Genomic DNA, 21,031 nt, shown 5'->3' with positions numbered 1-21,031 from the left:
GGCCGGCTCGCCACCGTGCGGAGGATCTCGGCCTCCTTCGCGGGCTCCAGTCCGACCCGGGGGCGGTCGGGGCGGAGGGGCGGCTCGCCGTCCAGGCCGCACAGCCAGGCCCAGGTGTCGGCCACGGTCCGTTCCACGGGGCGGCAGCGCAGCCCCGCCGCGACGGCCCGGGAGACGTCCCCGGCGTGCATGGCGTCGTGGAGCTCGCCCGGCGGGATCCACACCGGCAGATCCGTCCACGGCCGCACCCCCGCCGCCAGGATCGGCTCCGGGGCGGTCCACCGCAGTTCGGCGCCGGAACCGGTGACGCGCACACAGCTGCCCAGCAACTCCCTCATGGTCGCGTGGCCGGGCGGGCTCACCAGGTTGTACGGGCCGCCCAGCCCGCGCCCGGCGGCGTCCAGCGTCCAGACGGCGAGGTCGCGCACGTCCACGTACTGCAGGGGGAGGTCCCGGGGGCCGGGCGCCAGCACCTCACCGCCCCGGGCGACACGCAGCAGCCACCACGGCAGCCGACCGATGTTCTCGTACGGGCCCAGTATCAGCCCCGCCCGCACCAGCAGGCCCCGGTCACCGAAGGCCGCCTCGACGGCCATCTCCCCTCCGCGCTTGGCCCTGGCGTAGTCGGCGACGCCGTCGTCGTCGGGCGAGCCGTCGACGAGCGGGCCGGTCTCGTCCAGGCCGGCCGGGGACGGGTAGGCGTACACCGAGCGACTGGAGACGTACGCGTAGCGCCCCGCACGCCTCGCCAGCGAGGCCGCGGCGTCGCGTACCGCGGCGGGCGCCCCCGACCAGGTGTCGACCACGACGTCCCAGCCGCCGACCGGGTCCTTCAGGGCTGCGAGCCCGCCGTCGGCCGTGCGGTCGCCCCGCAGCGCGGTGGCACCAGGCGGTGGGGCGTGGCGTCCGCGGTTGAGGACGGTCACCTCCCAGCCGCGCGCCAGCGCCTCCTCGGCGACCGCACGGCCGACGAACTCCGTTCCGCCCAGCACCAGAAGTCTCATGGGCCGAGCGTGCCCGCCGGCGCGGCCGGGCGGAACGGCTTCACGCCCGTGGCGTAATCGCCACGGGCTGAAACGGGCCGGGCCGGGCCCTTGCGGGGCCCGGCCCGGTTCGGGTGCCGCTGTGTCACCTCACGCGCCCGTAGCGCACGCTCTTGGTCCAGATCCTCTCCTTGCGGACGGTCTTGCCCGGCTTGGGAGAGTGCCAGATCCGTCCCTCGCCGGCGTAGATGCCGACGTGGTAGACACTGCCGCCCGAGTGGAAGAACACCAGGTCCCCCTTCTTGCGCGACTTGGCGGAGACCTTCTTCGAGCGGTTGTACTGGGCCGCCGCGGTGCGCGGCAGTTTCTTGCCCGCCTTCTTGTACGAGTACTGGGTGAGTCCCGAGCAGTCGAACCGGCTGGGGCCGGCGGCGCCGTAGCTGTAGGGGGCGCCCTTCTTGGAGGCCGCGACCCTGAGCGCCTTGCCGGCGGGGGTGGCCGCCTCGGCCTCGGGTGCGGCGGACGGAATGAGCATCGTCCCCGCCAGGGTGGCGGCGGTGACGGCGGTGGTGATGCCCGCCCGGGACACAGGAGCCGCTATGCGTGCGTGCGCAGACATGAGTGAACCCTTCGTCGTACGCCTGCGAAAGATGACCTGTCGGGTTCGGGCCGGCGAAGTTGCCCGGCCACACGTCGCGTGGCTTCACCCCAAGGGCCGCGTCGTGCGCGGCCCGTCTTGCTCGGGTCTCCCGCTCCTGCCGCCTCGTCATGGTCCGTACATCACCCGGGCGGCGGCAGGATTGGGCGTCCGCCCGGGCGGCCCCGCCCCGCGGCGGGGACTTGCGGTCTTCTACGGATAGTGCGTCAGAAAAGCTCCCGATCGGTCGATCGGAGATGTTTTGTGAACATGCTCACTACTGGTCCCCCGAGGGCCGGGCCTTGCCCGGGCAATCTGTTCGGGGTGTCAAAAGGCTTATGGGGGGGGCGGTTGTTGCTCTCCCTGGATGGTGTGCGGCGGCTCGGTGGCCGGTCTGCGCACCGGTTCGGCGTGTCGCCGGGATCAGCCCGAATGGGTGCGGGCGTGTCGGGTGAACGCGGCGGGTCGCGGGGTGCGGTCAGGGGGCGCGGGGGGGGCGGGGCCGGGCCGGGGCGGTACTGTCGGCGGGTGACGGCGCGCACCCCGGCTGGGGGCTGAGCGCGCGTTTCCGGCGGGCAGGGACCGGACGGCGCCAAGGTGTGCGGTGGGGCAGGGTGTGCCCCGCCGGGTGGCCGCCGACCGTGCGGCGGCCACCCGGTGGGGTGGGAGGTCAGCGGACGTGCACGCCCGAGATGGTGCGGGCGATGACCAGGCGCTGGATCTCGCTGGTGCCCTCGAAGATCGTGTAGATCGCCGCGTCCCGGTGCATGCGCTCCACCGGGTACTCCCGGGTGAAGCCGTTACCGCCGAGGATCTGCATCGCCTGGGCGGTGACGCTCTTGGCGGTCTCCCCGGCGAACAGCTTGGACATCGAGCCCTCGGCACCCTCGAAGGGCTTGCCCGCCGCCGCCATCCACGAGGCCCGCCACACCAGCAGCCGTGCGGCGTCGATGCGGGTACGCATGTCGGCGAGCTGGAAGGCGATGCCCTGGTTGTCGATGATCGGGCGGCCGAACTGCACACGGGTCCTGGCGTAGTCCAGGGCGACCTCGTAGGCGGCACGGGCGATGCCGACCGCCTGGGCTCCCACGGCGGGGCGGGACGCCTCGAAGGTGGCCATCGCGGCGTTCTTCACGCGCTCGCCACCCTTCTTCGCCCGCTCGCGGGCGCGGGCGAGGCGCTCGTCGAGCTTGTCCTTGCCACCCAGCAGGCAGTGGCCGGGCACACGGACGTCCTCGAGGACGACCTCGGCGGTGTGGGAGGCGCGGATGCCGTGCTTCTTGAACTTCTGCCCCTGGGACAGGCCGGGGGTGTTCGGCGGGATCACGAAGGAGGCGTGTCCCTTGGAGCCGAGTTCGGGGTCGACGACGGCGACGACGACGTGGACGTTGGCGATGCCGCCGTTGGTGGCCCAGGTCTTGGTGCCGTTGAGTACCCACTCGTCCTTGGCCTCGTCGTAGACGGCGCGGGTGCGCATGGCCGAGACGTCCGATCCGGCGTCCGGCTCGGAGGAGCAGAAGGCGGCGACCTTCACGTCGTTCGCGTCGCCGTACATCTGGGGGATCCAGGTGCCGATCTGCTCCTCGGTCCCGTTGGCGAGCACGCCGACGGCCGCCAGCGCGGTGCCGACGATCGACAGGCCGATACCCGCGTCGCCCCAGAACAGCTCCTCCATGACCATCGGGATGCTCAGGCCGGTGGGGTCGAAGTACTGCTGGGCGTAGAAGTCGAGCGAGTACAGGCCGATCTTGGCCGCCTCCTGGATGACGGGCCAGGGAGTCTCCTCACGCTCGTCCCACTCCGCGGCGGCGGGGCGCATGACGTCGGCCGCGAAGCCGTGGATCCATTCCCGTACGGCCTTCTGGTCGTCGTTGAGGTCGAGTGCGAACTCCGCCACGGAAGCCCCTCCATCCGTTGTTACTAGCGGTAACGTGAATATGTTACCGGCCAGTGCGATGTCAACCTCCGCCGTCGACACCCTCGCGTACGCCCCGCGGGTGTTACGTTGCGCTCAGGCGGCACCGAGGTGTCACAGCAGGGTCGGGGAGGCCGAGGAACATGGAGACCACACAGCGGGAGGACCAGCGCAGCGCCACCGAGCGCCGCCGCCGGGAACTCCTGGAGGCCGCCGAGCGCGTGGTGCTGCGCGACGGCCCGGGCGCCTCGATGAACGCCATCGCCGCCGAGGCGGGCATCACCAAGCCCATCCTCTACCGGCACTTCGGCGACAAGGGCGGCCTCTACCGCGCTCTGGCGGTACGGCACACCGACGCCCTGGTGGACGCGCTGCGGGCCGCCCTGGACGCGCCCACCGACCGGCGCGAGCGCGTGGAGGCCGCGCTCGACACGTACCTGGCCGCCATCGAGGCCAGGCCCCAGGTCTACCGCTTCCTGATGCACCCGGCCGAGGAGTCCGGAGGCGAGCGCGGCTTCGACGTCGGCCAGCACTCGGCCCCCCTGTTGCGCAGGCTCGGCGAGGAGCTGGCCATGGTGATCGCCGAACGCGTCGACCTCGGCGCCGACCGCGAGGAGCGGGCCCGGGTGTGGGGGCACGGGATCGTCGGCATGATGCACGCGGCGGGCGACTGGTGGCTGGGCGAGCGGCCCTGCCCCCGGGAGCGGCTGGTGCGGCACCTGGCCGATCTGCTGTGGGGAGGCCTGGCCACCGCAAAGGACCTGGTCGGCGGCCCGGGTCTGTGAGCACCGCGGTGCCTGCGATCCTCGGGGCCCGGGCCCTGTCCGGCAAATAGCGCTGTCCGCCCGAAGGACGGGCTCCGCGGTGTCCGGTGCGTGCGATCGCAAGGCGGAGGAGGAGAGCGCAGCGTGCTGCGCCGACGATCGACAACGCAGCATGGGGGTGCCCCCCGGCCGGAGGCCGGGGGGGGTGCGTGCCGGACACCGCGGAGCAGGCGGGATTTGCCGGACAGGGCTAGCGCCGCGCGTCGAGCGCGGCGGTCCGGCGTACCGCGCGCAGCGCCCGGCGGCGGCGCGGCCCCGTGAGGCGGTCGGTGTACACGCGGCCGTCGAGGTGGTCGCACTCGTGCTGCAGGCAGCGGGCGAAGAAACCGGTGCCCTCGATCCGCACCGGCGTCCCCGCCTTGTCCCGCCCCTCCACCACGGCCCGGTCGTGGCGCTCCACGGCGGCCTCCGCACCGGGCAGGGACAGACAGCTCTCCGGACCGCGTACGATGACGCCGCCGGCCTCCACCAGGCGCGGGTTGATCACGTGGCCCAGGTGGCGGCGGTCCTCGTCGTCGGGGCAGTCGTAGACGAACACCCGCACGGGGGCGCCGATCTGGTTGGCCGCCAGCCCCACACCGTGCGCGGCGTACATCGACGCGAACAGGTCCTCCACCAGGCGGAACAGCTCCGCGTCGAAGGAGACCACCTCGGCGCACCGCGCGCGCAGGGCCGGGTCGGCGGACAATCGCAGAGGATGGACGGAGCCGGAACTTCCGGGAATGGCGCCGCGGTGCATGTGTGTCACCCTACGCCGTGTTGATCATCTGTGGGGTGGCGCGGTTCGGGGCCGGGAGCGGACCTCGGTAGGCTGATCCCCGACCCAGGGGCAAGGAGGGACAAGGACGATGTCAGGCAACACGGAGCCGCTGCCGCCGCGGGCCAAACTGGCCGTGACGGCGGGCAAGGCAGCCGCGGCGGTGTCACGGGCCGCGGGCCGTGGCAGCGGGTCGGTGATCGGCGGGAAGGTGGCCCTCAGGCTCGATCCCGACCTGCTGGCCAAACTCGCCCAGAACCTGGACGTCGTCCTGGTGTCGGCGACCAACGGCAAGACCACGACGACCCGGCTGATCGCCGAGGCGCTGCGGGCCGCCGGCCCGGTCGTCTCCAACGCGCTGGGCGCCAACATGCCCGCGGGCATCACCGCGGCGCTCGCCGGGAGCGGCGAGGCGCGCTACGGCGTCATCGAGGTGGACGAGAAGTACCTCGCCGCGGTCGCCCGCGATGTGACGCCCAAGGCGATCGCCCTGCTGAACCTCTCCCGCGACCAGCTCGACCGCGCCGCCGAGACCCGGATGCTCGCCGAGCGCTGGCGCGAGGGGCTGTCCGGGTCCAAGGCCGTGATCGTGGCGAACGCCGACGATCCGCTGGTGGTGTGGGCCGCCTCCTCCTCCCCCAACGTGGTGTGGGTGGCCGCGGGCCAGGAGTGGAAGGACGACGCCTGGTCCTGCCCGGCCTGCGGCGGCGTGATGCAGCGCCCCGGGGACGACTGGTTCTGCGGCGAGTGCGGCTTCCGCCGTCCCACTCCGAGCTGGGCCCTGTCGGGCGACCACGTGCTGGACCCGCACGGATCGGCCTGGCCGATCCGCCTCCAGCTCCCCGGCCGCGCCAACAAGGCCAACGCCACCACCTCCGCGGCCGTCGCCGCCGCCTTCGGGGTGCCGCCCCAGACGGCGCTGGAGCGGATGTACTCGGTGACCGCGGTGGCCGGCCGCTACGACGTGGTGTCCTTCCAGGGACGCGAGATCCGGTTGCTGCTGGCGAAGAATCCGGCCGGCTGGCTGGAGACCTTCTCCCTGATCGACGGCCCGCCGGCGCCCGTGATCCTGGCGGTCAACGCGCGCGGCGCGGACGGCACCGACACCTCCTGGCTGTGGGACGTGGACTACTCCCGGCTGGCCGGTCACCCCATCTGCGTGATCGGCGACCGCAAGCTGGACCTGGCGGTCCGGCTGGAGGTCGCGGGGGTCGACTTCCAGGTCTGCGAGAACGCCGCCGAGGCGGTGCGGCAGTGCCCGCCCGGCCGGATCGAGGCGATCGCCAACTACACCGCCTTCCAGGATCTGCGCCGCATCGTCGGCAACTGATCCCGGGCCCTCCGGGCTCCCGGCAGGAGCCGGGCGTCCGGAGGCGCCGAAGACGCAAAGACGTCGAAGACGCCGGAAACACGGCGAGGATGCGAGCGAGCATGAGTGAGAGCGGCCTGCGCGTGGTGTGGGTCTACCCGGACCTGCTGAGCACCTACGGCGACCAGGGCAACGTACTGGTGGTGGAGCGGCGTGCCCGGCAGCGCAGGCTGGGCGTGCAGCGGATCGACGTCCGCTCCGACCAGCCGATCCCCACCTCCGGGGACATCTACCTGGTCGGCGGCGGCGAGGACCGTCCCCAGCGGCTGGCGGCCGAGCGGCTGCGCCGCGACGGCGGGCTGAACCGGGCCGTGGACAACGGCGCCATCGTCTTCTCGGTATGCGCCGGCTACCAGATCCTGGGGCACGAGTTCATCAACGACCTCGGGCAGCGCGAGCCGGGCCTGGGGCTGCTGGACGTCACCAGCAGCCGTGGTGAGGGCGAGCGGTGCGTCGGGGACGTGCTGGCCGACATGGACGAGCGGCTGGGGCTGCCCCAGCTGACGGGCTTCGAGAACCACCAGGGCGTCACGCACCTGGGCCCGACCGCACGGCCGCTGGCCCGGGTGCGGCTGGGCAGGGGCAACGGGACCGGTGACGGCACCGAGGGCGCCTGGAACGACACCGTCTTCGGTACCTACATGCACGGTCCGGTGCTGGCCAGGAACCCGCAGATCGCGGACCTGCTGCTCAAGCTGGCCCTGGACGTGAACGCGCTGCCGCCGACGGACGACCGGTGGTACGAGGCGCTGCGCGCCGAGCGGATCGCGGCGGCCACCCAGCCCGCCTGACACCCCCGCCCGGGCGCCCGCCGAGCCGCGTACGGAAACCCGCCCGGGACCGCCCCCGGCCGGAGCTCCGGCCGGGGGCGGTCCTAATCTGGTCCGAGCGGATCGGCACGAATCGGGAGAGCTGCGGATGGACCACGACGGACACGGCACGATGGCGGATCTGCCGCCGTTCACCCTCGGACGCGGCCTGGAGCTCTCCCCCGAGCCGTTCTTCCTAGTGAGCTGCCTGCTGGCGCTGGCGCTCTACGGCTGGGGCGTCGCGCGGCTGCGGCAGCGCGGCGATGCCTGGCAGGCCGGCCGTACGGTCTCCTTCACGCTGGGCGTGCTGACGGTCGCGCTGGTGATGTGCACCAAGCTCAACGACTACGGCATGGTGCTGTTCAGCGTGCACATGGTGCAGCACATGGTGATCAGCATGCTCTCGCCGATCCTGGTGCTGCTGGGCGCCCCCGTGACGCTGGCACTGCGCGCGCTCCCGGCCGCCGGGCGCGGCCGCAGGGGGCCGCGCGAGATCCTGGTGGCGGTGCTGCACAGCCGCTACATGCGGGTGGTCACGCACCCGGGGTTCACCATCCCGATGTTCATCGCGAGCCTGTACGCGCTGTACTTCACGCCGCTGTTCGACTTCCTGATGGAGTCGAAGGCCGGGCACCTCGGAATGATGGTGCACTTCCTGGCGGTCGGGCTGGTCTTCTTCTGGCCGATCATGGGCGTGGACCCGGGGCCCCACCGTCCCGGCTACGTGATGCGGATGCTGGAGCTGTTCGCGGGCATGCCCTTCCACGCCTTCTTCGGCATCGCGCTGATGATGGCCGGCGAGCCGGTGGTTCGGACGTACGCGAACCCGCCCGCCTCGCTCGGGGTCACCGCGCTGTCCGACCAGAACGCCGCGGGCGGCATCGCCTGGGCGTTCAGCGAGATTCCCACGGTCATCGTGCTGATTGCACTCGTCTTCCAGTGGTACTTCTCCGAACAACGGCAGGCTCGGCGCGACGACCGGGCCGCGGACCGCAACGGCGACCAGGACCTGACCGCGTACAACGCCTACCTGGCGTCGCTGCAGGCCCGCGGCCAGTAGCGCATCGGGCCGGGCCGGACAGGACGGGTCGCCGGTCGGCGGTCCCGCTCCGACCGACTCGGGAGGAAGGTGTGAGCGATGCCGGAGACGGCGAAGGCCATGACCGTCACCACGGTGGTCGCCCTGATACTGGTGACCGCCTACTCGGTCGCGCTGGGCGGCAGCGGCTGGCTGTGGTTCGCGTGGGTGGTCCTGGGGCTGGTGACCCTGGGCGTGGTGACGTCGCGGGAGCGGTGAGCCGCCGCGCGGGGCGAGCGCCCCGGCCCGCCCCGGCAAGCGTGTGGGGCCCGGCCCGGACGACCTCCCGGGCCGGGCCCCACACGCTTGCCGGGGGCTCGGAGGCAGACGTGGAAGCGGACTACTCAGAAGTCGAACACCGCTCCGGTCTGCCTGAGCATGGCGCAGGCATTGGGGAACTCCGAGCGCCAGTGGACCCGGCTCCCCCGCCAGATGCCCGTGGCCTCGGCCACCACGGGCCGGTGCTCGTTGGTGCAGTCGTGCTGCCGGCCGGAGAGCTGCCGCAGCTCGCCCCCGGAGCGGTCGATGGCCTCGCACGCCTCGGCCGCACGCGGGTGAGGGCCGCCGCCGTCGTCCGGGCAGACCAGCATCACGCCCCGCGTCCAGGTGTCCTCGGCGTCGGAGACGGTCAGGAATACCTCGCCGCGGGCCGGCTCGGCCCCGGGGGCCTCGGCGTGGGCGGACGCCGGGGTCAGGAGCGCGGCGACGGCGGCGAGGGCCGCGGCGACGGTGGTGCGGGGGCGCGGGAACATGCGGGCCTCCAGAGGGCTGGGCGCGATTGCGCGCCCAAGACCACCGTGGCGGAGCAGCCCGGGCAAGGACCCTCGCCCGGTCCTTCACCCGGCCGGCGCACACCGCTCCCCCGGTCGGGGCCCGAGGCCGTCCCGCGGCCTTGGCCCCGGGCCGTTCCCCGGGCGCGGGGGAGGGCTCCGAGGGACACGGGTCTAGGATGCATACATGTCGAAGGTACTGAATAAACTTCCAGTCGGTGAGCGCATCGGCATCGCGTTCTCGGGCGGTTTGGACACCTCTGTCGCGGTGGCGTGGATGCGTGAGCGCGGGGCCGTCCCCTATGCCTATACGGCCGACGTCGGCCAGTACGACGAGCCCGATCTGGCCGACGTGCCGGAGCGGGGCCTGGCGTACGGCGCCGAGCGGGCGCGGCTGGTCGACTGCCGCGACGCCCTGGTCGAGGAGGGCCTGGCCGCCCTGGCCTGCGGCGCCTTCCACATCCGCTCGGCCGCGCAGACCTACTTCAACACCACCCCGCTCGGCCGTGCGGTGGTGGGCACCCTGCTGGTGCGGGCGATGCGCGAGGACGATGTCTTCATCTGGGGGGACGGGTCCACCTACAAGGGCAACGACATCGAGCGGTTCTACCGCTACGGTCTGCTCGCCAACCCCGGTCTGCGGATCTACAAGCCCTGGCTGGACAGGGCGTTCGTGGCCGAGCTCGGCGGGCGGCACGAGATGTCCGCCTGGCTGTCGCAGCGCGACCTGCCCTACCGCGACTCCGCCGAGAAGGCGTACTCCACCGACGCGAACATCTGGGGCGCCACGCACGAGGCCAAGCGCCTGGAGTACCTCGACACCTCGATGGAGATCGTGACCCCGATCATGGGCGTTCCCTTCTGGGACCCCGAGGTCGGCATCCCGGCCGAGGACGTCACCGTGGAGTTCGAGCACGGGCGCCCCGTGCGGATCAACGGGCGCGCGTTCGCGAGCGCGGTCGAGCTGGTGCGGGAGGCCAACCTCATCGGCGGCCGACACGGCCTGGGGATGTCCGACCAGATCGAGAACCGCATCATCGAGGCCAAGAGCCGCGGCGTCTACGAGGCCCCCGGCATGGCACTGCTGCACATGGCCTACGAGCGGCTGCTGAACGCCATCCACAACGAGGACACCGTGGCCATGTACCACGTGGAGGGGCGCCGGCTCGGGCGGCTGCTCTACGAGGGCCGCTGGTTCGACCCGCAGGCCCTCATGCTCCGCGAGAGCCTCCAGCGCTGGGTCGGCCGCCCGGTCACGGGCAGCGTCACGGTGCGGCTGCGCCGCGGCCAGGACTACTCCGTCCTCGACACCCAGGGCCCGCACCTGAGCTACCACCCCGAGAAGCTGTCCATGGAGCGCAGCCACGACCCGGCGTTCGTTCCGGACGACCGCATCGGACAGCTGACCATGCGCAACCTCGACATCGCAGACTCGCGCAGCAAGCTGGAGCAGTACGCCGTCCACGGCCAACTCGCGGCGTGGGGCGGGATCATCGGCGAGCTGCCCCCGGGCGGCGCCGAGGCCATCTCGGCGGGCAGCCACGAGGGCGGGGAGACCCCGGTGGACTCCGACGCGCTCGACCACGCGGCGATCGAATCGGGTACGGACTGAGACCAGGGCGGACGCCCGGAACGCGGGGCCCCGATCAGGAGCCCCGCCCGCTCCCGGGGCAGCAACCGGACGGCCCCGGGAGCGGGTTGGCGGGATCCGGCCGCCGCGGAAGCCGACGTGCACGGGCACCGGAGGTGGTCGCACACCGCGGTGCCCGCACATACACTGATTCCTCCCCGACCGGCTCTCCGGCGGCCCCCGGCCGCCCCCCGGCCGAGGGGAGAAGCAGTTCGCAGGCCCGTCCGGTGCGGTAGGGAGCCACCCCGTGTTCTACTACGTGCTCAAGTACGTCCTGCTGGGCCCGCTGCTACGACTGCTGTTCAGGCCCCGGATCGAGGGCCTGGAGAACGTCCCCGAAGAGGGCGCGGCGATCGTCGCCGGAAACCACCTGTCCTTCTCCGACCACTTCCTGATGCCCGCGATCCTGCACCGGCGCATCACCTTCCTCGCCAAGGCGGAGTACTTCACCGGGCCGGGCCTCAAGGGCAGGCTGACCGCCGCGTTCTTCCGCAGCATCGGCCAGATCCCGGTCGACCGCTCGGGCCGCGGGGCCGGGCAGGCGGCGGTCGAGGAGGGGCTGCGGGTGCTGCGCCGGGGGGAGCTGCTCGGCATCTACCCCGAGGGCACCCGGTCGCACGACGGGCGGCTGTACCGGGGGCGGGTCGGTGTCGCGTCCATGGTTCTCAGGGCCGGGGTGCCGGTCATCCCGTGCGCCATGGTGGGCACCTTCGAGCTCCAGCCGCCGGGCCGGAGGCTGCCGAAGATCGGGAGGGTGACCATCCGGTTCGGCGAGCCGCTGGACTTCTCGCGCTTCGCCGACCAGCACGGCGAGCGGACGGTGCTGCGCGCGGTCACCGACGAGATCATGTACACGATCATGAACCTGTCCGGCCAGGAGTACGTGGACCTGTACGCGCCCGACGCCAAGGCCGCGCAGGCGAAGGCCCGCAAGAGCGGCGACGAGGCGGATCCGGCTCCGGGGAACGCCGCGCCGTAGGACCCGCGCGGCCGGGAGCGGCCGCCCGGCGCGGTGGCACGGCAGGCGGCCGGCTCGTCGCGTGCTCCCGCGTACCGTCCGGCCTCAGCGCTCCTCCCTCGCGCAGGCGGGCGGCCGCTCCCGCCCGCCCTGGTACGGGCCGAGTGCGAGTTGGTGGACCGCTGTCCGGAGGTGGTCGACCTGCTGGGCAGGATCAACCCGGCGCGGGCGCGACACCTACAGGCCTTGCGCGCCGCCCGGACGCCGGCCGGGAGGCGGCGCCGCGGGGCGCGCTGACGGTGATGCACGAACGCGGTGAGAGGGAGCTTCCGCGCGCACACCCTGGCGCGGGCCCTGCACATGCTGGACGGACGGCGGCGCACGGGCCCGGTGGGGATACCTCCGGAGCCCGGGAGCCGGGGGCCGCCGGTGCGGACCCCGGGGCCGGCACCGGCCGGAGCTCCACCGGGTCGGCGGCGAGTGACGCGCCCTCCGGGCGGCAACACCGACCGCATGACCGATCCCATGCCCGGCCCCATGACCGACCGCCACGAGACACCCCTGGAACGGGCCGACCGCAACTTCGTCGAGCTGCTGCAGGAGCTGAGGGTCATCCAGACGGGGGTCCAGATCCTCTTCGCCTTCCTCCTCACCCTCGCCTTCACCCAGCGCTTCACCGGCCTGGACACGGTGCAGCGCGGCACCTACGTGACCACGCTGCTGCTGGCGGTGACCGCCTCCATCCTCTTCACGGCGCCCGCGGCGCTGCACCGGGCGCTGTTCCGGCGCGGGGTCAAGCGGCTGATCGTGGACGTGTCCTCGCGGCTGGCCGGGGCCGGGCTGGTCGTCCTCGCCCTGGCGCTGACCGGGTCCGTGCTGCTCGTGGTGGACGTGGTGCTGGGAAGGGCCGCGGGGATCGCGGTGGCGGCGTGCGTGCTGGCGTTCTGCGCGGCGGTGTGGGCGCTGCTGCCCTTCGGGCTGCGCCTCGGGGTCGCCGGGAGGCGGAGCCGTGCGGCGGACCCGCCTCGGAAGCGGCCGCCGGACCCCGGATGAGCGGGCGCCGGACCCCGGATGAGCGGGCGGGTACGGGCGCCCGGTCAGGCGTCCCTCCCTGCCGACGGCGCGGTGCGCGCGATGGTGGCCGCGGCCGCGTCCAGCTCGGCCTCCGTCAGATCGGCGCGGGCGGTCAGCCGCAGCCGGGAGATCCCGTCGGGCACCGACGGGGGCCGGAAACAGCCCGCGGCCAGGGAAGCGCCGCGGCAGTCGGCGGCCCAGCGCACGGCCGCCTCCGGGGAGGGGGCGCGTACCGACACCACGGCGGCGTCCGGGCGGGTGGCGTCCAGACCGGCGCCCGCCAGCCGCTCGTGCAGCCCGGTGGCGACCTCGCGGACGCGGGTGGCGCGGCCGGGCTCGGCCCGCAGCAGCCGCAGCGCGGCGAGCGCGGCCCCGGCGGCCGCCGGGGCCAGGCCGGTGTCGAAGACGAAGGTGCGGGCGGTGTTGACCAGGTGGTCGATCACCCGGGCCGGGCCGAGAACGGCGCCGCCCTGGCTGCCGAGCGACTTCGACAGCGTCGCGGTGGCCACCACGTCCGGGTCCCCCGCCAGGCCCGCCGCGTGAAGGGCGCCCCGGCCCCCCTCGCCGAGGACGCCCAGGCCGTGCGCGTCGTCCGCCAGCAGCGCGGCGCCGTGACCTCGGCAGACGGCGGCCAGGGAGGTCAGCGGCGCGGCGTCGCCGTCCACGGAGAAGACGGTGTCGGTGACGGCCACGGCGCGGCCGGCGAAGCCGTCGAGCGCCTTGCCCACGGCGCCGGGGTCCGCGTGCGGGACGACGGCGGTCTCCGCCCGGGACAGCCGGCAGCCGTCGATCAGGGAGGCGTGGTTGGCTGCGTCGGAGACCACCAGCGTGCCGCGGTCGGTCAGGGCGGTGACCGCGGCGAGGTTGGCGGCGTAGCCGGAGGAGAACACCAGGGCGGCCTCGAAGCCGCAGAAGTCGGCGAGCTCCGCCTCCAGTTCGGTGTGCAGCTCGGTGGTGCCGGTGACCAGGCGGGAGCCGGTGGCGCCCGCGCCCCAGCGGCGGGCGGCGGCCGAGGCGGCGGCGACGACCTCCGGATGCCGTGCCAGGCCCAGGTAGTCGTTGCCCGCGAGGTCGAGCAGCTCCGAGTCGGCGGGCCGGGGGTGCAGGGAGCGCACCAGGCCCGCACGGCGGCGCAGTTCTGCGTGCTCGTCGATCCAGTCGAACGGGTCCGGGGTGCTGCGGTGCTCCTGCGGCATGGCGGGCCGTCCCTCGCCTTCTGTCGGTTCCGCCCAAAGGTAGTGGCGGACGGACCCGCACAGGGTGTGGCGATACACACACCTTCCGCCCGCCCGGTTGTGGAGGTTCGTCCTTGGCCGCGGGCGGGCGCGTAGGCGAGGATCAACGCCATGGACCTGCTGAAGACGCTGGTGGACAAGGGGCTGCGGCGCGAGCTGCCCACGCGCGACGAGGCGCTGGCCGTACTGGCCACCTCCGACGACGAACTCCTCGATGTGGTGGCCGCGGCCGGGAAGGTGCGGCGCCAGTGGTTCGGGCGGCGGGTGAAACTCAACTACCTGGTCAACCTGAAGTCCGGGCTGTGCCCGGAGGACTGCTCGTACTGCTCGCAGCGGCTGGGCTCGAAGGCCGGCATTCTCAAGTACACCTGGCTGAAGCCCCAGGAGGCCGCCGCGGCGGCCGGCGCGGGCGTGGCCGGGGGCGCCAAGCGGGTGTGCCTGGTGGCCAGCGGGCGCGGTCCCACCGACCGGGACGTGGACCGGGTCTCGCAGACCATCGCCGCCATCAAGGAGCAGAACGAGGACGTGGAGGTGTGCGCCTGCCTGGGTCTGCTCTCCGGCGGCCAGGCCGAGCGGCTGCGCGAGGCGGGCGCGGACGCCTACAACCACAACCTCAACACCTCCGAGGCCACTTACGGGGAGATCACCACCACCCACACCTACGCCGACCGTGTGGAGACGGTCCATCAGGCGCAGGCGGCCGGGCTGTCGGCCTGCTCGGGGCTGATCGCGGGCATGGGCGAGTCGGACGCGGACCTGGTGGACGTGGTCTTCTCGCTGCGTGAGCTGGACCCGGACTCGGTGCCGGTGAACTTCCTCATCCCTTTCGAGGGGACCCCGCTGGCGAAGGAGTGGAACCTCACGCCGCAGCGCTGCCTGCGCATCCTGGCGATGGTCCGCTTCGTCTGCCCCGATGTGGAGGTCCGTCTGGCGGGTGGGCGCGAGGTGCACCTGCGGTCGATGCAGCCGCTGGCCCTGCACCTGGCCAACTCCATCTTCCTGGGCGACTACCTCACCAGCGAGGGCCAGGCGGGCGGGGCCGACCTGGAGATGATCGCCGACGCAGGTTTCGAGGTGGAGGGAGCCGGAGAGCGGACGCTGCCCGAGCACCGGGCGGACGCGCTCGCCGCGCCGGGCGGAGGCTGCGGTGGACACGGCGGCGCGGAGGCCGGCGGGGGCTGCGGGCCCTGCGGCGGTGCCGCGGACGGCACGGACACCACCGTCACCGCGGGCGAGCAGGCCCCGAAGGCGGCCCGGGAGACGGCCGGTGAGGTGGGTACCGCCGAAGGCGCGGACGCCGCGGCGGCGTCCGGACGGGCCCGCACCGATCTGGTGGCGGTACGGCGGCGGGGCGCGGGCACGGAGCTGCCGCCCAATGCCTGACACCGACGCCCCGCTCCCCCTCTCCCCCGCACCCGCCCCCGGCCTCCCTCCCGAGGAACTCGCCGAGCTCGACCGCCGCCACGTCTGGCACCCCTACGGCCCGATGCCCGGTCGCTCCGAACCGCTGATCGTCTCCTCCGCTTCCGGGGTCCGGCTGCGGCTGGCGCGGTCGGCCTGGGGCAGCGTGGAGCTGATCGACGGGATGTCGTCGTGGTGGTCGGCGATCCACGGCTACAACCACCCGGTGCTCAACGAAGCGGCGGGCGCCCAACTGGAGCGGATGAGCCATGTGATGTTCGGCGGGCTCACCCACGAGCCCGCCGTACGGCTGGCCGGGCGGCTGGTGGATGTCACGCCCGAGGGGCTGGAGCACGTCTTCCTCGCCGACTCCGGTTCGGTGTCGGTCGAGGTCGCCGTCAAGATGTGCCTGCAGTACTGGCGTTCGCTGGGACGGCCGGGCAAGCGGCGGCTGCTGACCTGGCGCGGCGGCTACCACGGGGACACCTGGCAGCCGATGTCGGTGTGCGACCCCGAGGGCGGCATGCACCACCTGTGGTCGGGGACGCTGCCCGAGCAGGTCTTCGCGGACGCCCCGCCGGGCGGCTTCGACGCCGGCCTCGACCCGGCCTACGAGGCGCACCTGCGGGAGCTGGTCGCCTCGCACGCCGACGAGCTGGCCGCGGTGATCGTGGAGCCCGTGGTGCAGGGCGCGGGCGGGATGCGCTTCCACTCCCCCGCCTATCTGCGGGTGCTGCGCGAGGCGTGCGACGAGCACGGCGTGCTGCTGGTGTTCGACGAGATCGCCACCGGCTTCGGCCGTACCGGCTCCCTGTTCGCGGCCGGCCACGCGGGGGTGGTCCCCGATGTGATGTGCGTGGGCAAGGCGCTGACCGGCGGTTATCTGACGATGGCCGCGACCTTGTGCACCACGCGGGTGGCGGAGGGCATCTCGCGCGGCGAGGTGCCGGTGCTGGCCCACGGGCCCACGTTCATGGGCAATCCGCTGGCGGCGGCGATCGCGGTGGCCTCCCTGGACCTGCTGCTCGCCCAGGACTGGGCTGGCGAGGTGAAGCGGATCGAGACCGGGCTGCGCGCCGGGCTCGCCGGGGCCGCCGCGCTGCCGGGGGTGCGGGACGTACGTGTGCTGGGGGCGATCGGGGTGGTCCAGCTCGACCACGAGGTGGACATGGCGGCGGCCACCGAGGCGGCGGTGCGCGCCGGCGTGTGGCTGCGCCCGTTCCGCGACCTGGTGTACACCATGCCCCCCTACGTCACCGGTGACGAGGACGTGGCGCGGATCGCGGCCGCGGTGTGCGCGGCGGCGCGCGCGGGCTGAGCGGAAGGACCGGACGGGCAGGCGGGCCGGGCAGTCGGTGCGGAAGCGGGCCGGGGGATGCCCCGGTGTCCGAAGGAGCGAGGAGAGGCGCGAACATGTCGGTGCTGGTCGTCACCGGGACGGGCACGGAGGTCGGCAAGACCGTGGCCACGGCGGCGCTGGCCGCCGCGGCGGTGGCGGCGGGCCGCCCGGTGGCCATGCTCAAACTCGCGCAGACCGGGGTGGCCGAGGGCGAACCGGGGGACGCGGCCGAGGTGCGGCGTCTGGCGGGCGCGGACGTGACCGCCGTGGAACTCGCCCGCTACCCCGAGCCGCTGGCTCCCGAGACGGCGGCGCGCCGGTCCGGTCTGCCCCGGGTGCGTCCCGAGGCGGTGGCGGAGACGGCGCGTGCCCTGGAGGAGGAGCACGACCTGGTGCTGGTCGAGGGCGCGGGCGGGCTGCTGGTCCGCTTCGACGAACGGGGGTCGACCCTCGCCGACGCCGCGCGGCTGCTGGGCGCCCCGGTGCTGGTGGTCGCCGCCGCCGGGCTGGGCACCCTGAACGCCACGGCGCTGACGGCCGAGGCGCTGCGCTCCAGGGGCCTGGAGTGCGCCGGGGTGGTGGTCGGCAGCTGGCCGCGCGAGCCGGATCTGGCGGCCCGCTGCAATCTGGCGGACCTCCCGGTGGCGGCGGACGCCCCGCTGGCGGGGCTGCTGCCGCAGGGGGCGGGCTCGCTGGAGCCCCCGGTGTTCCGCAGGCGGGCGGCGGGCTGGCTCTCCCCGCGGCTGGGCGGCTCCTGGGAAGGTGGTACCCGGCTCGCGGAGGGAGAATGGGAGACCGCGCCGAGGTGACCTCACCTTCCGGAGGACTTTCATGGCTCCTCATCGCAGGCCGGCGACCGGCACGACCGACGCCGTGCACCATCCCGTCTTCGCGCGCTGCTACGCCCGCTTCGCCCCGGCGGTGGACGAGCGGGCCGGAATCGGCGCGCACCGCGCCGAGCTGCTGACCGGGCTGTCCGGCCGGGTGGTCGAGGTCGGGGCGGGCAGCGGCCTGAACTTCGGCCGCTACCCGGCCGCCGTGCGGGAGGTGGTGGCTGTGGAGCCGGAGCCGCTGCTGCGGCGGGCGGCGCGGGACGCCGCGTCGCGCGCCGCCGTCCCCGTCCGTGTGGTCCCGGGCGTCGCCGAGGACCTCCCGCTGGACAGCGAGGCGTTCGACGCGGCCGTGGTGTCGCTGGTGCTGTGCTCGGTGGGGGACCCCGACCGCGCCCTGGCCGAGATCCGCCGGGTGCTGCGGCCGGGCGGCCGGCTGTGCTTCTGCGAGCACGTCCGGGCCGACGGCACCGCGACGGCCCTCCTCCAGCGGTCGCTGGACCGCACCGTGTGGCCGCACCTGTTCGGCGGCTGCCACACCGCACGCGACACCACGGCCGCGATCGGGGCGGCGGGCTTCACCGAGCTGTCCCTGCGGCGGCTGCGGGTTCCCGAGAAGGGCGTTCCGACACCGGTGTCGGCGCATGTCCTGGGCAGCGCGCGGCGGCCGTGACACCACCGGGCGGCCGGGTGCGTCACGGCCGTGGCCCCCGGCTCGGACGGACGGCTCCCCGCGCCGCCTCGCGGATGGATGGCCCCGCACCGGGTACGGACCTGTCAGTCGTCCCGGCTCCCGTGAGGGAGCCGTCCGTCCGGGCCGGGAGGTGCGGTGTCCACTGACGCGCGGAAGGTGAGCGAGGCGCCAGGGGCGGGGCGGTCCGCCGCCCGGGCGCGCGGGCTGACCAGGACCTACGGCATCGGCGAGACGGCCGTGGTGGCACTCGACTCGGTGGACGTCGACATCGCCGAGGGCCGGTTCACCGCGGTGATGGGCCCGTCCGGCTCGGGCAAGTCGACGCTGATGTACTGCCTGGCCGGGCTGGACACCGTCACCGAGGGGAGGGTGTGGGTCGGCGACACCGAGATCACCGGGCTGGGGGACGCGAAGCTGACACGGCTGCGGCGGGACGAGATCGGCTTCGTGTTCCAGTCCTTCAACCTGCTGCCCACCCTGACGGCCCTGGAGAACATCACGCTGCCCATGGACATCGGGGGCCGCGGGCCGGATCCGCGGTGGCTGGACACGGTGGTCGACACGCTCCGGCTGCGGGACCGCCTCGGCCACCGGCCCGCCCAGCTCTCCGGCGGCCAGCAGCAGCGGGTGGCGTGCGCCCGCGCGCTGGCCTCCCGCCCGAGGCTGGTCTTCGCCGACGAGCCGACCGGGAACCTCGACTCCCGCTCCGGACTGGAGCTGCTGGACTTCCTGCGCCGGGCGGTCGACGACCTGGGGCAGACGGTGGTGATGGTGACCCACGACCCGGGCGCCGCGGCCCACGCCGACCATGTGCTCTTCCTGGCCGACGGGCGGATCGTCGACGAGATGCCGCGCCCCACCGCCGGGGCCGTCCTGGAGCGGATGAAGCGGTTCGACCCCGTTCGGCAGTACTGACCCGGGCCCGGCCCGCCGTCTCCGGAGAGCCCCCGGAACGTCTCCGGGGCACGGCCGGGCGCCCTGGCCGACGCGTCCCCTGCCCCTGCCGGGGCCCGACCCCCTCCCGCAGCCCGGACCGTGAGGAGAGCCGCGTGACACGACCGTTCCGCTTCGGCGTCAACCTGGTCGCCCTCGGCTCCCGCGACGCCTGGCGCGCCAAGTGCCGCCGCGCCGAGGAGCTGGGGTACGACGTGCTGCTCGTGCCCGACCACCTCGGCGCTCCAGCGCCGTTCCCGGCGCTGGTCGCCGCGGCCGAGGCGACCCGGCGGCCCCGCGTGGGCACCTTCGTGCTCAACGCGGGCTTGTGGAACCCGGTCCTGCTGGCCCGCGAGGTCGCCACCTGCGACCGGCTGACGGGCGGACGGCTGGAGCTGGGGCTGGGCACCGGGTACGTGCGCTCCGAGCACGAGCGGGCCGGGCTGCCGTGGGGGTCGCCGGGCGAGCGGGTGGCCCACCTGGAGCACACCGTCGCCGAGCTGGACCGGCTGCTGTCCGACCCCGAGCACGTCCCCGCGCCCCGGCAGCGGCCCCGGCCGCCGCTGCTGATCGGCGGCAACGGCGACCGGGTGCTGCGGCTGGCCGCCCGCCACGCCGACATCGCCGCCTTCACCGGGGTCCGGCAGGCCCCCGGCGCGCCCGAGGGCGTCATCCACCTGATCGGCCCCGGCGAGCTGGAGGAGCGGACGGCCGCCTACCGCCGCTTCGCCGCCGGCCGGGAGGAGCCCGCCGAGCTGAACTACCTCGTCCAGCGGGTGGTCGTCACCGACGACCGGCGCGCGGTGGCCCGCGAGCTGGTCCCGTACGCCCTGGGTGCGACGGAGGACGATCTCCTGGAGCACCCGGCCCTGCTCACCGGCAGTATCGGGCAGATCGCCGGGCAGGTGCGCGCCCACCGCGAGCGGTACGGTTTCGGCTACATCTGCGTGCTGGAGCCGTACATGGAGGTCTTCGCAGAGGTGATCGAGGAGTTGCGGGGCGGTTGACGCACCCTGGCGACCACATGCCGAAACGCCGCGCGTACACCGCCCGGCCGGTGCTGGGATGCCGTCATGAACCATCCCGTGAACGATTCCGGCATCCTGCTCCGGCCCGTCCTCGCTCCGGACATCGACGCCGTCCTGGCCTTCTGGGCCCAGGCCGCGGAGGGGACGAGCATCAGCGACGACCGTGCGGGAGTGGCCCGGCTGATCGACCGGGACCCCGGGGCACTGCTGCTGGCCGTGCCCGGCGGGGAGCCCGGGGAGCCCGCGGCCTCCGGAGCGCAGGCGGCCGGGCCGGTGGTCGGCTCGGTAATAGCGGGCTTCGACGGCTGGCGCTGCCATCTGTACCGGCTCGCGGTCCATCCGGCACACCGCCGCCGCGGTGTGGCCTCGGCCCTGCTGGCGGCGGCCGAGGCGCGGTTCGCCGCGCTGGGCGGGCGCCGGGGCGACGCCATGGTGCTCGACCGCAACGCCGCCGCCCACCATGCCTGGCGTGCGGCGGGGTACGCGCCGCAGCCGCAGTGGAGCCGCTGGGTGAAGCCGCTGGGCTGACGGGCGCGGACCGGCGGCGGACCGGTGACCCCTGGGGAGCGCGCGGCGGCTCGCATACGATGGACTGCCCATCGCGCGTCCGAGCCGTGTACCGCGGCCGCCGTCCCCACGGCGCGCGCTCCGAGGAAACATCCCAGAGAAAGGTGTGTGAGCGTCCGCCCATGGGCGAGCCTCCCAGTAGTACCGGCAGCAGAGCCGGCAGCAGAAGCGGCAGTGGAACCGGCCGCGGACGCGGCCGC

General features: G+C 74.0%; 21 protein-coding genes and 1 riboswitch. Of the genes, 15 read left to right on the top strand and 6 right to left on the bottom strand.

Annotation, left to right across the window (positions count from 1 at the left end):
* The 3 genes from IQ279_RS17070 to IQ279_RS17060 all read right to left on the bottom strand — a co-directional run.
* Nucleotides 1-1,004 (bottom strand): NAD-dependent epimerase/dehydratase family protein (locus IQ279_RS17070; protein ID WP_206349399.1); only part of this gene is annotated, 1,004 nt, incomplete at its 3' end.
* A 124-nt stretch (nt 1,005-1,128) separates the two neighbouring features.
* The gene (locus tag IQ279_RS17065) at nt 1,129-1,602 is read right to left on the bottom strand and encodes a C40 family peptidase (RefSeq protein ID WP_206349398.1); all 474 of its coding nucleotides are present in this window, start codon (nt 1,600-1,602) and stop codon (nt 1,129-1,131) included.
* 3 nt (nt 1,603-1,605) lie between these two features.
* Nucleotides 1,606-1,762: riboswitch (cyclic di-AMP (ydaO/yuaA leader) on the bottom strand.
* 528 nt (nt 1,763-2,290) lie between these two features.
* Nucleotides 2,291-3,517, bottom strand: a complete 1,227-nt coding sequence (locus tag IQ279_RS17060; RefSeq protein WP_206349397.1) for an acyl-CoA dehydrogenase family protein — start codon at nt 3,515-3,517, stop codon at nt 2,291-2,293.
* A 161-nt stretch (nt 3,518-3,678) separates the two neighbouring features.
* Here IQ279_RS17060 and IQ279_RS17055 point away from each other — a divergent pair, with 161 nt between their 5' ends.
* Nucleotides 3,679-4,320 carry a TetR/AcrR family transcriptional regulator gene (locus IQ279_RS17055; protein WP_206349396.1) on the top strand — a complete coding sequence of 214 codons (642 nt, stop codon included), beginning with the start codon at nt 3,679-3,681 and terminating at the stop codon, nt 4,318-4,320.
* Nucleotides 4,321-4,549: 229 nt separating this feature from the next.
* Here IQ279_RS17055 and def read toward each other — a convergent pair whose 3' ends face one another.
* Complete coding sequence (gene def, locus IQ279_RS17050; protein ID WP_206349395.1) at nt 4,550-5,098, bottom strand: peptide deformylase; 549 nt, start codon at nt 5,096-5,098, stop codon at nt 4,550-4,552.
* Nucleotides 5,099-5,207: 109 nt separating this feature from the next.
* Between def and IQ279_RS17045 the strand changes: the two genes are divergently transcribed.
* From IQ279_RS17045 to IQ279_RS17030, 4 genes are all read left to right on the top strand, one after another.
* Entirely contained in the window at nt 5,208-6,446 is a 1,239-nt protein-coding gene (locus tag IQ279_RS17045; protein WP_206349394.1) for a MurT ligase domain-containing protein, read from the top strand.
* 101 nt (nt 6,447-6,547) lie between these two features.
* Nucleotides 6,548-7,276 carry a type 1 glutamine amidotransferase gene (locus IQ279_RS17040; protein WP_206349393.1) on the top strand — a complete coding sequence of 243 codons (729 nt, stop codon included), beginning with the start codon at nt 6,548-6,550 and terminating at the stop codon, nt 7,274-7,276.
* A gap of 127 nt (nt 7,277-7,403) precedes the next feature.
* A complete protein-coding gene (locus tag IQ279_RS17035) occupies nt 7,404-8,354 on the top strand; it encodes a cytochrome c oxidase assembly protein (protein WP_206349392.1) in 951 nt (316 codons plus the stop codon).
* A 78-nt stretch (nt 8,355-8,432) separates the two neighbouring features.
* Nucleotides 8,433-8,591, top strand: a complete 159-nt coding sequence (locus IQ279_RS17030; protein ID WP_206349391.1) for a hypothetical protein — start codon at nt 8,433-8,435, stop codon at nt 8,589-8,591.
* A 125-nt stretch (nt 8,592-8,716) separates the two neighbouring features.
* Here IQ279_RS17030 and IQ279_RS17025 read toward each other — a convergent pair whose 3' ends face one another.
* Complete coding sequence (locus tag IQ279_RS17025) at nt 8,717-9,124, bottom strand: SSI family serine proteinase inhibitor (protein WP_206349390.1); 408 nt, start codon at nt 9,122-9,124, stop codon at nt 8,717-8,719.
* A 205-nt stretch (nt 9,125-9,329) separates the two neighbouring features.
* Between IQ279_RS17025 and argG the strand changes: the two genes are divergently transcribed.
* The 3 genes from argG to IQ279_RS17010 all read left to right on the top strand — a co-directional run bounded on the left by argG (nt 9,330) and on the right by IQ279_RS17010 (nt 12,783).
* A complete protein-coding gene (argG, locus tag IQ279_RS17020; protein ID WP_206349389.1) occupies nt 9,330-10,754 on the top strand; it encodes an argininosuccinate synthase in 1,425 nt (474 codons plus the stop codon).
* A 265-nt stretch (nt 10,755-11,019) separates the two neighbouring features.
* The gene (locus tag IQ279_RS17015) at nt 11,020-11,751 is read left to right on the top strand and encodes a lysophospholipid acyltransferase family protein (RefSeq protein WP_206349388.1); all 732 of its coding nucleotides are present in this window, start codon (nt 11,020-11,022) and stop codon (nt 11,749-11,751) included.
* Between the two features lie 492 nt (nt 11,752-12,243).
* On the top strand, nt 12,244-12,783 hold the full coding sequence (locus IQ279_RS17010; protein WP_241028274.1) for a DUF6328 family protein: 540 nt from the start codon (nt 12,244-12,246) through the stop codon (nt 12,781-12,783).
* A gap of 44 nt (nt 12,784-12,827) precedes the next feature.
* Here the strand turns inward: IQ279_RS17010 and IQ279_RS17005 are convergent, their stop codons facing one another.
* Nucleotides 12,828-14,000, bottom strand: a complete 1,173-nt coding sequence (locus tag IQ279_RS17005; RefSeq protein ID WP_206349387.1) for an 8-amino-7-oxononanoate synthase — start codon at nt 13,998-14,000, stop codon at nt 12,828-12,830.
* A gap of 150 nt (nt 14,001-14,150) precedes the next feature.
* Here IQ279_RS17005 and bioB point away from each other — a divergent pair, with 150 nt between their 5' ends.
* The 7 genes from bioB (at nt 14,151) to IQ279_RS16970 (ending at nt 20,792) form a co-directional block, all read left to right on the top strand.
* A complete protein-coding gene (bioB, locus tag IQ279_RS17000; protein ID WP_206349386.1) occupies nt 14,151-15,422 on the top strand; it encodes a biotin synthase BioB in 1,272 nt (423 codons plus the stop codon).
* Nucleotides 15,415-16,758 carry an adenosylmethionine--8-amino-7-oxononanoate transaminase gene (locus IQ279_RS16995; RefSeq protein WP_206349385.1) on the top strand — a complete coding sequence of 448 codons (1,344 nt, stop codon included), beginning with the start codon at nt 15,415-15,417 and terminating at the stop codon, nt 16,756-16,758. The genes bioB and IQ279_RS16995 overlap by 8 nt, the downstream gene beginning before the upstream one ends.
* A 65-nt stretch (nt 16,759-16,823) precedes the next feature.
* A complete protein-coding gene (gene bioD / locus IQ279_RS16990; RefSeq protein ID WP_372445163.1) occupies nt 16,824-17,588 on the top strand; it encodes a dethiobiotin synthase in 765 nt (254 codons plus the stop codon).
* Nucleotides 17,589-17,610: 22 nt separating this feature from the next.
* Nucleotides 17,611-18,282: a class I SAM-dependent methyltransferase gene (locus tag IQ279_RS16985; RefSeq protein WP_206349383.1), complete on the top strand. Its 672-nt coding sequence runs from the start codon at nt 17,611-17,613 to the stop codon at nt 18,280-18,282.
* Nucleotides 18,283-18,438: 156 nt separating this feature from the next.
* A complete protein-coding gene (locus tag IQ279_RS16980; protein ID WP_206349382.1) occupies nt 18,439-19,218 on the top strand; it encodes an ABC transporter ATP-binding protein in 780 nt (259 codons plus the stop codon).
* 134 nt (nt 19,219-19,352) lie between these two features.
* Nucleotides 19,353-20,243 (top strand): LLM class F420-dependent oxidoreductase, encoded by an 891-nt coding sequence (locus tag IQ279_RS16975; protein WP_206349381.1) that lies wholly within the window; start codon nt 19,353-19,355, stop codon nt 20,241-20,243.
* Nucleotides 20,244-20,309: 66 nt separating this feature from the next.
* Nucleotides 20,310-20,792 (top strand): GNAT family N-acetyltransferase, encoded by a 483-nt coding sequence (locus tag IQ279_RS16970; RefSeq protein ID WP_206349380.1) that lies wholly within the window; start codon nt 20,310-20,312, stop codon nt 20,790-20,792.
* Nucleotides 20,793-21,031 lie beyond the last annotated feature (239 nt).

The sequence above is a fragment of the Streptomyces verrucosisporus genome, from assembly GCF_017114865.1.
GTDB classification, from domain to species: Bacteria; Actinomycetota; Actinomycetes; order Streptomycetales; family Streptomycetaceae; genus Streptomyces; species Streptomyces fenghuangensis.
This window is presented reverse-complemented; position numbering and strand designations above follow the sequence as displayed.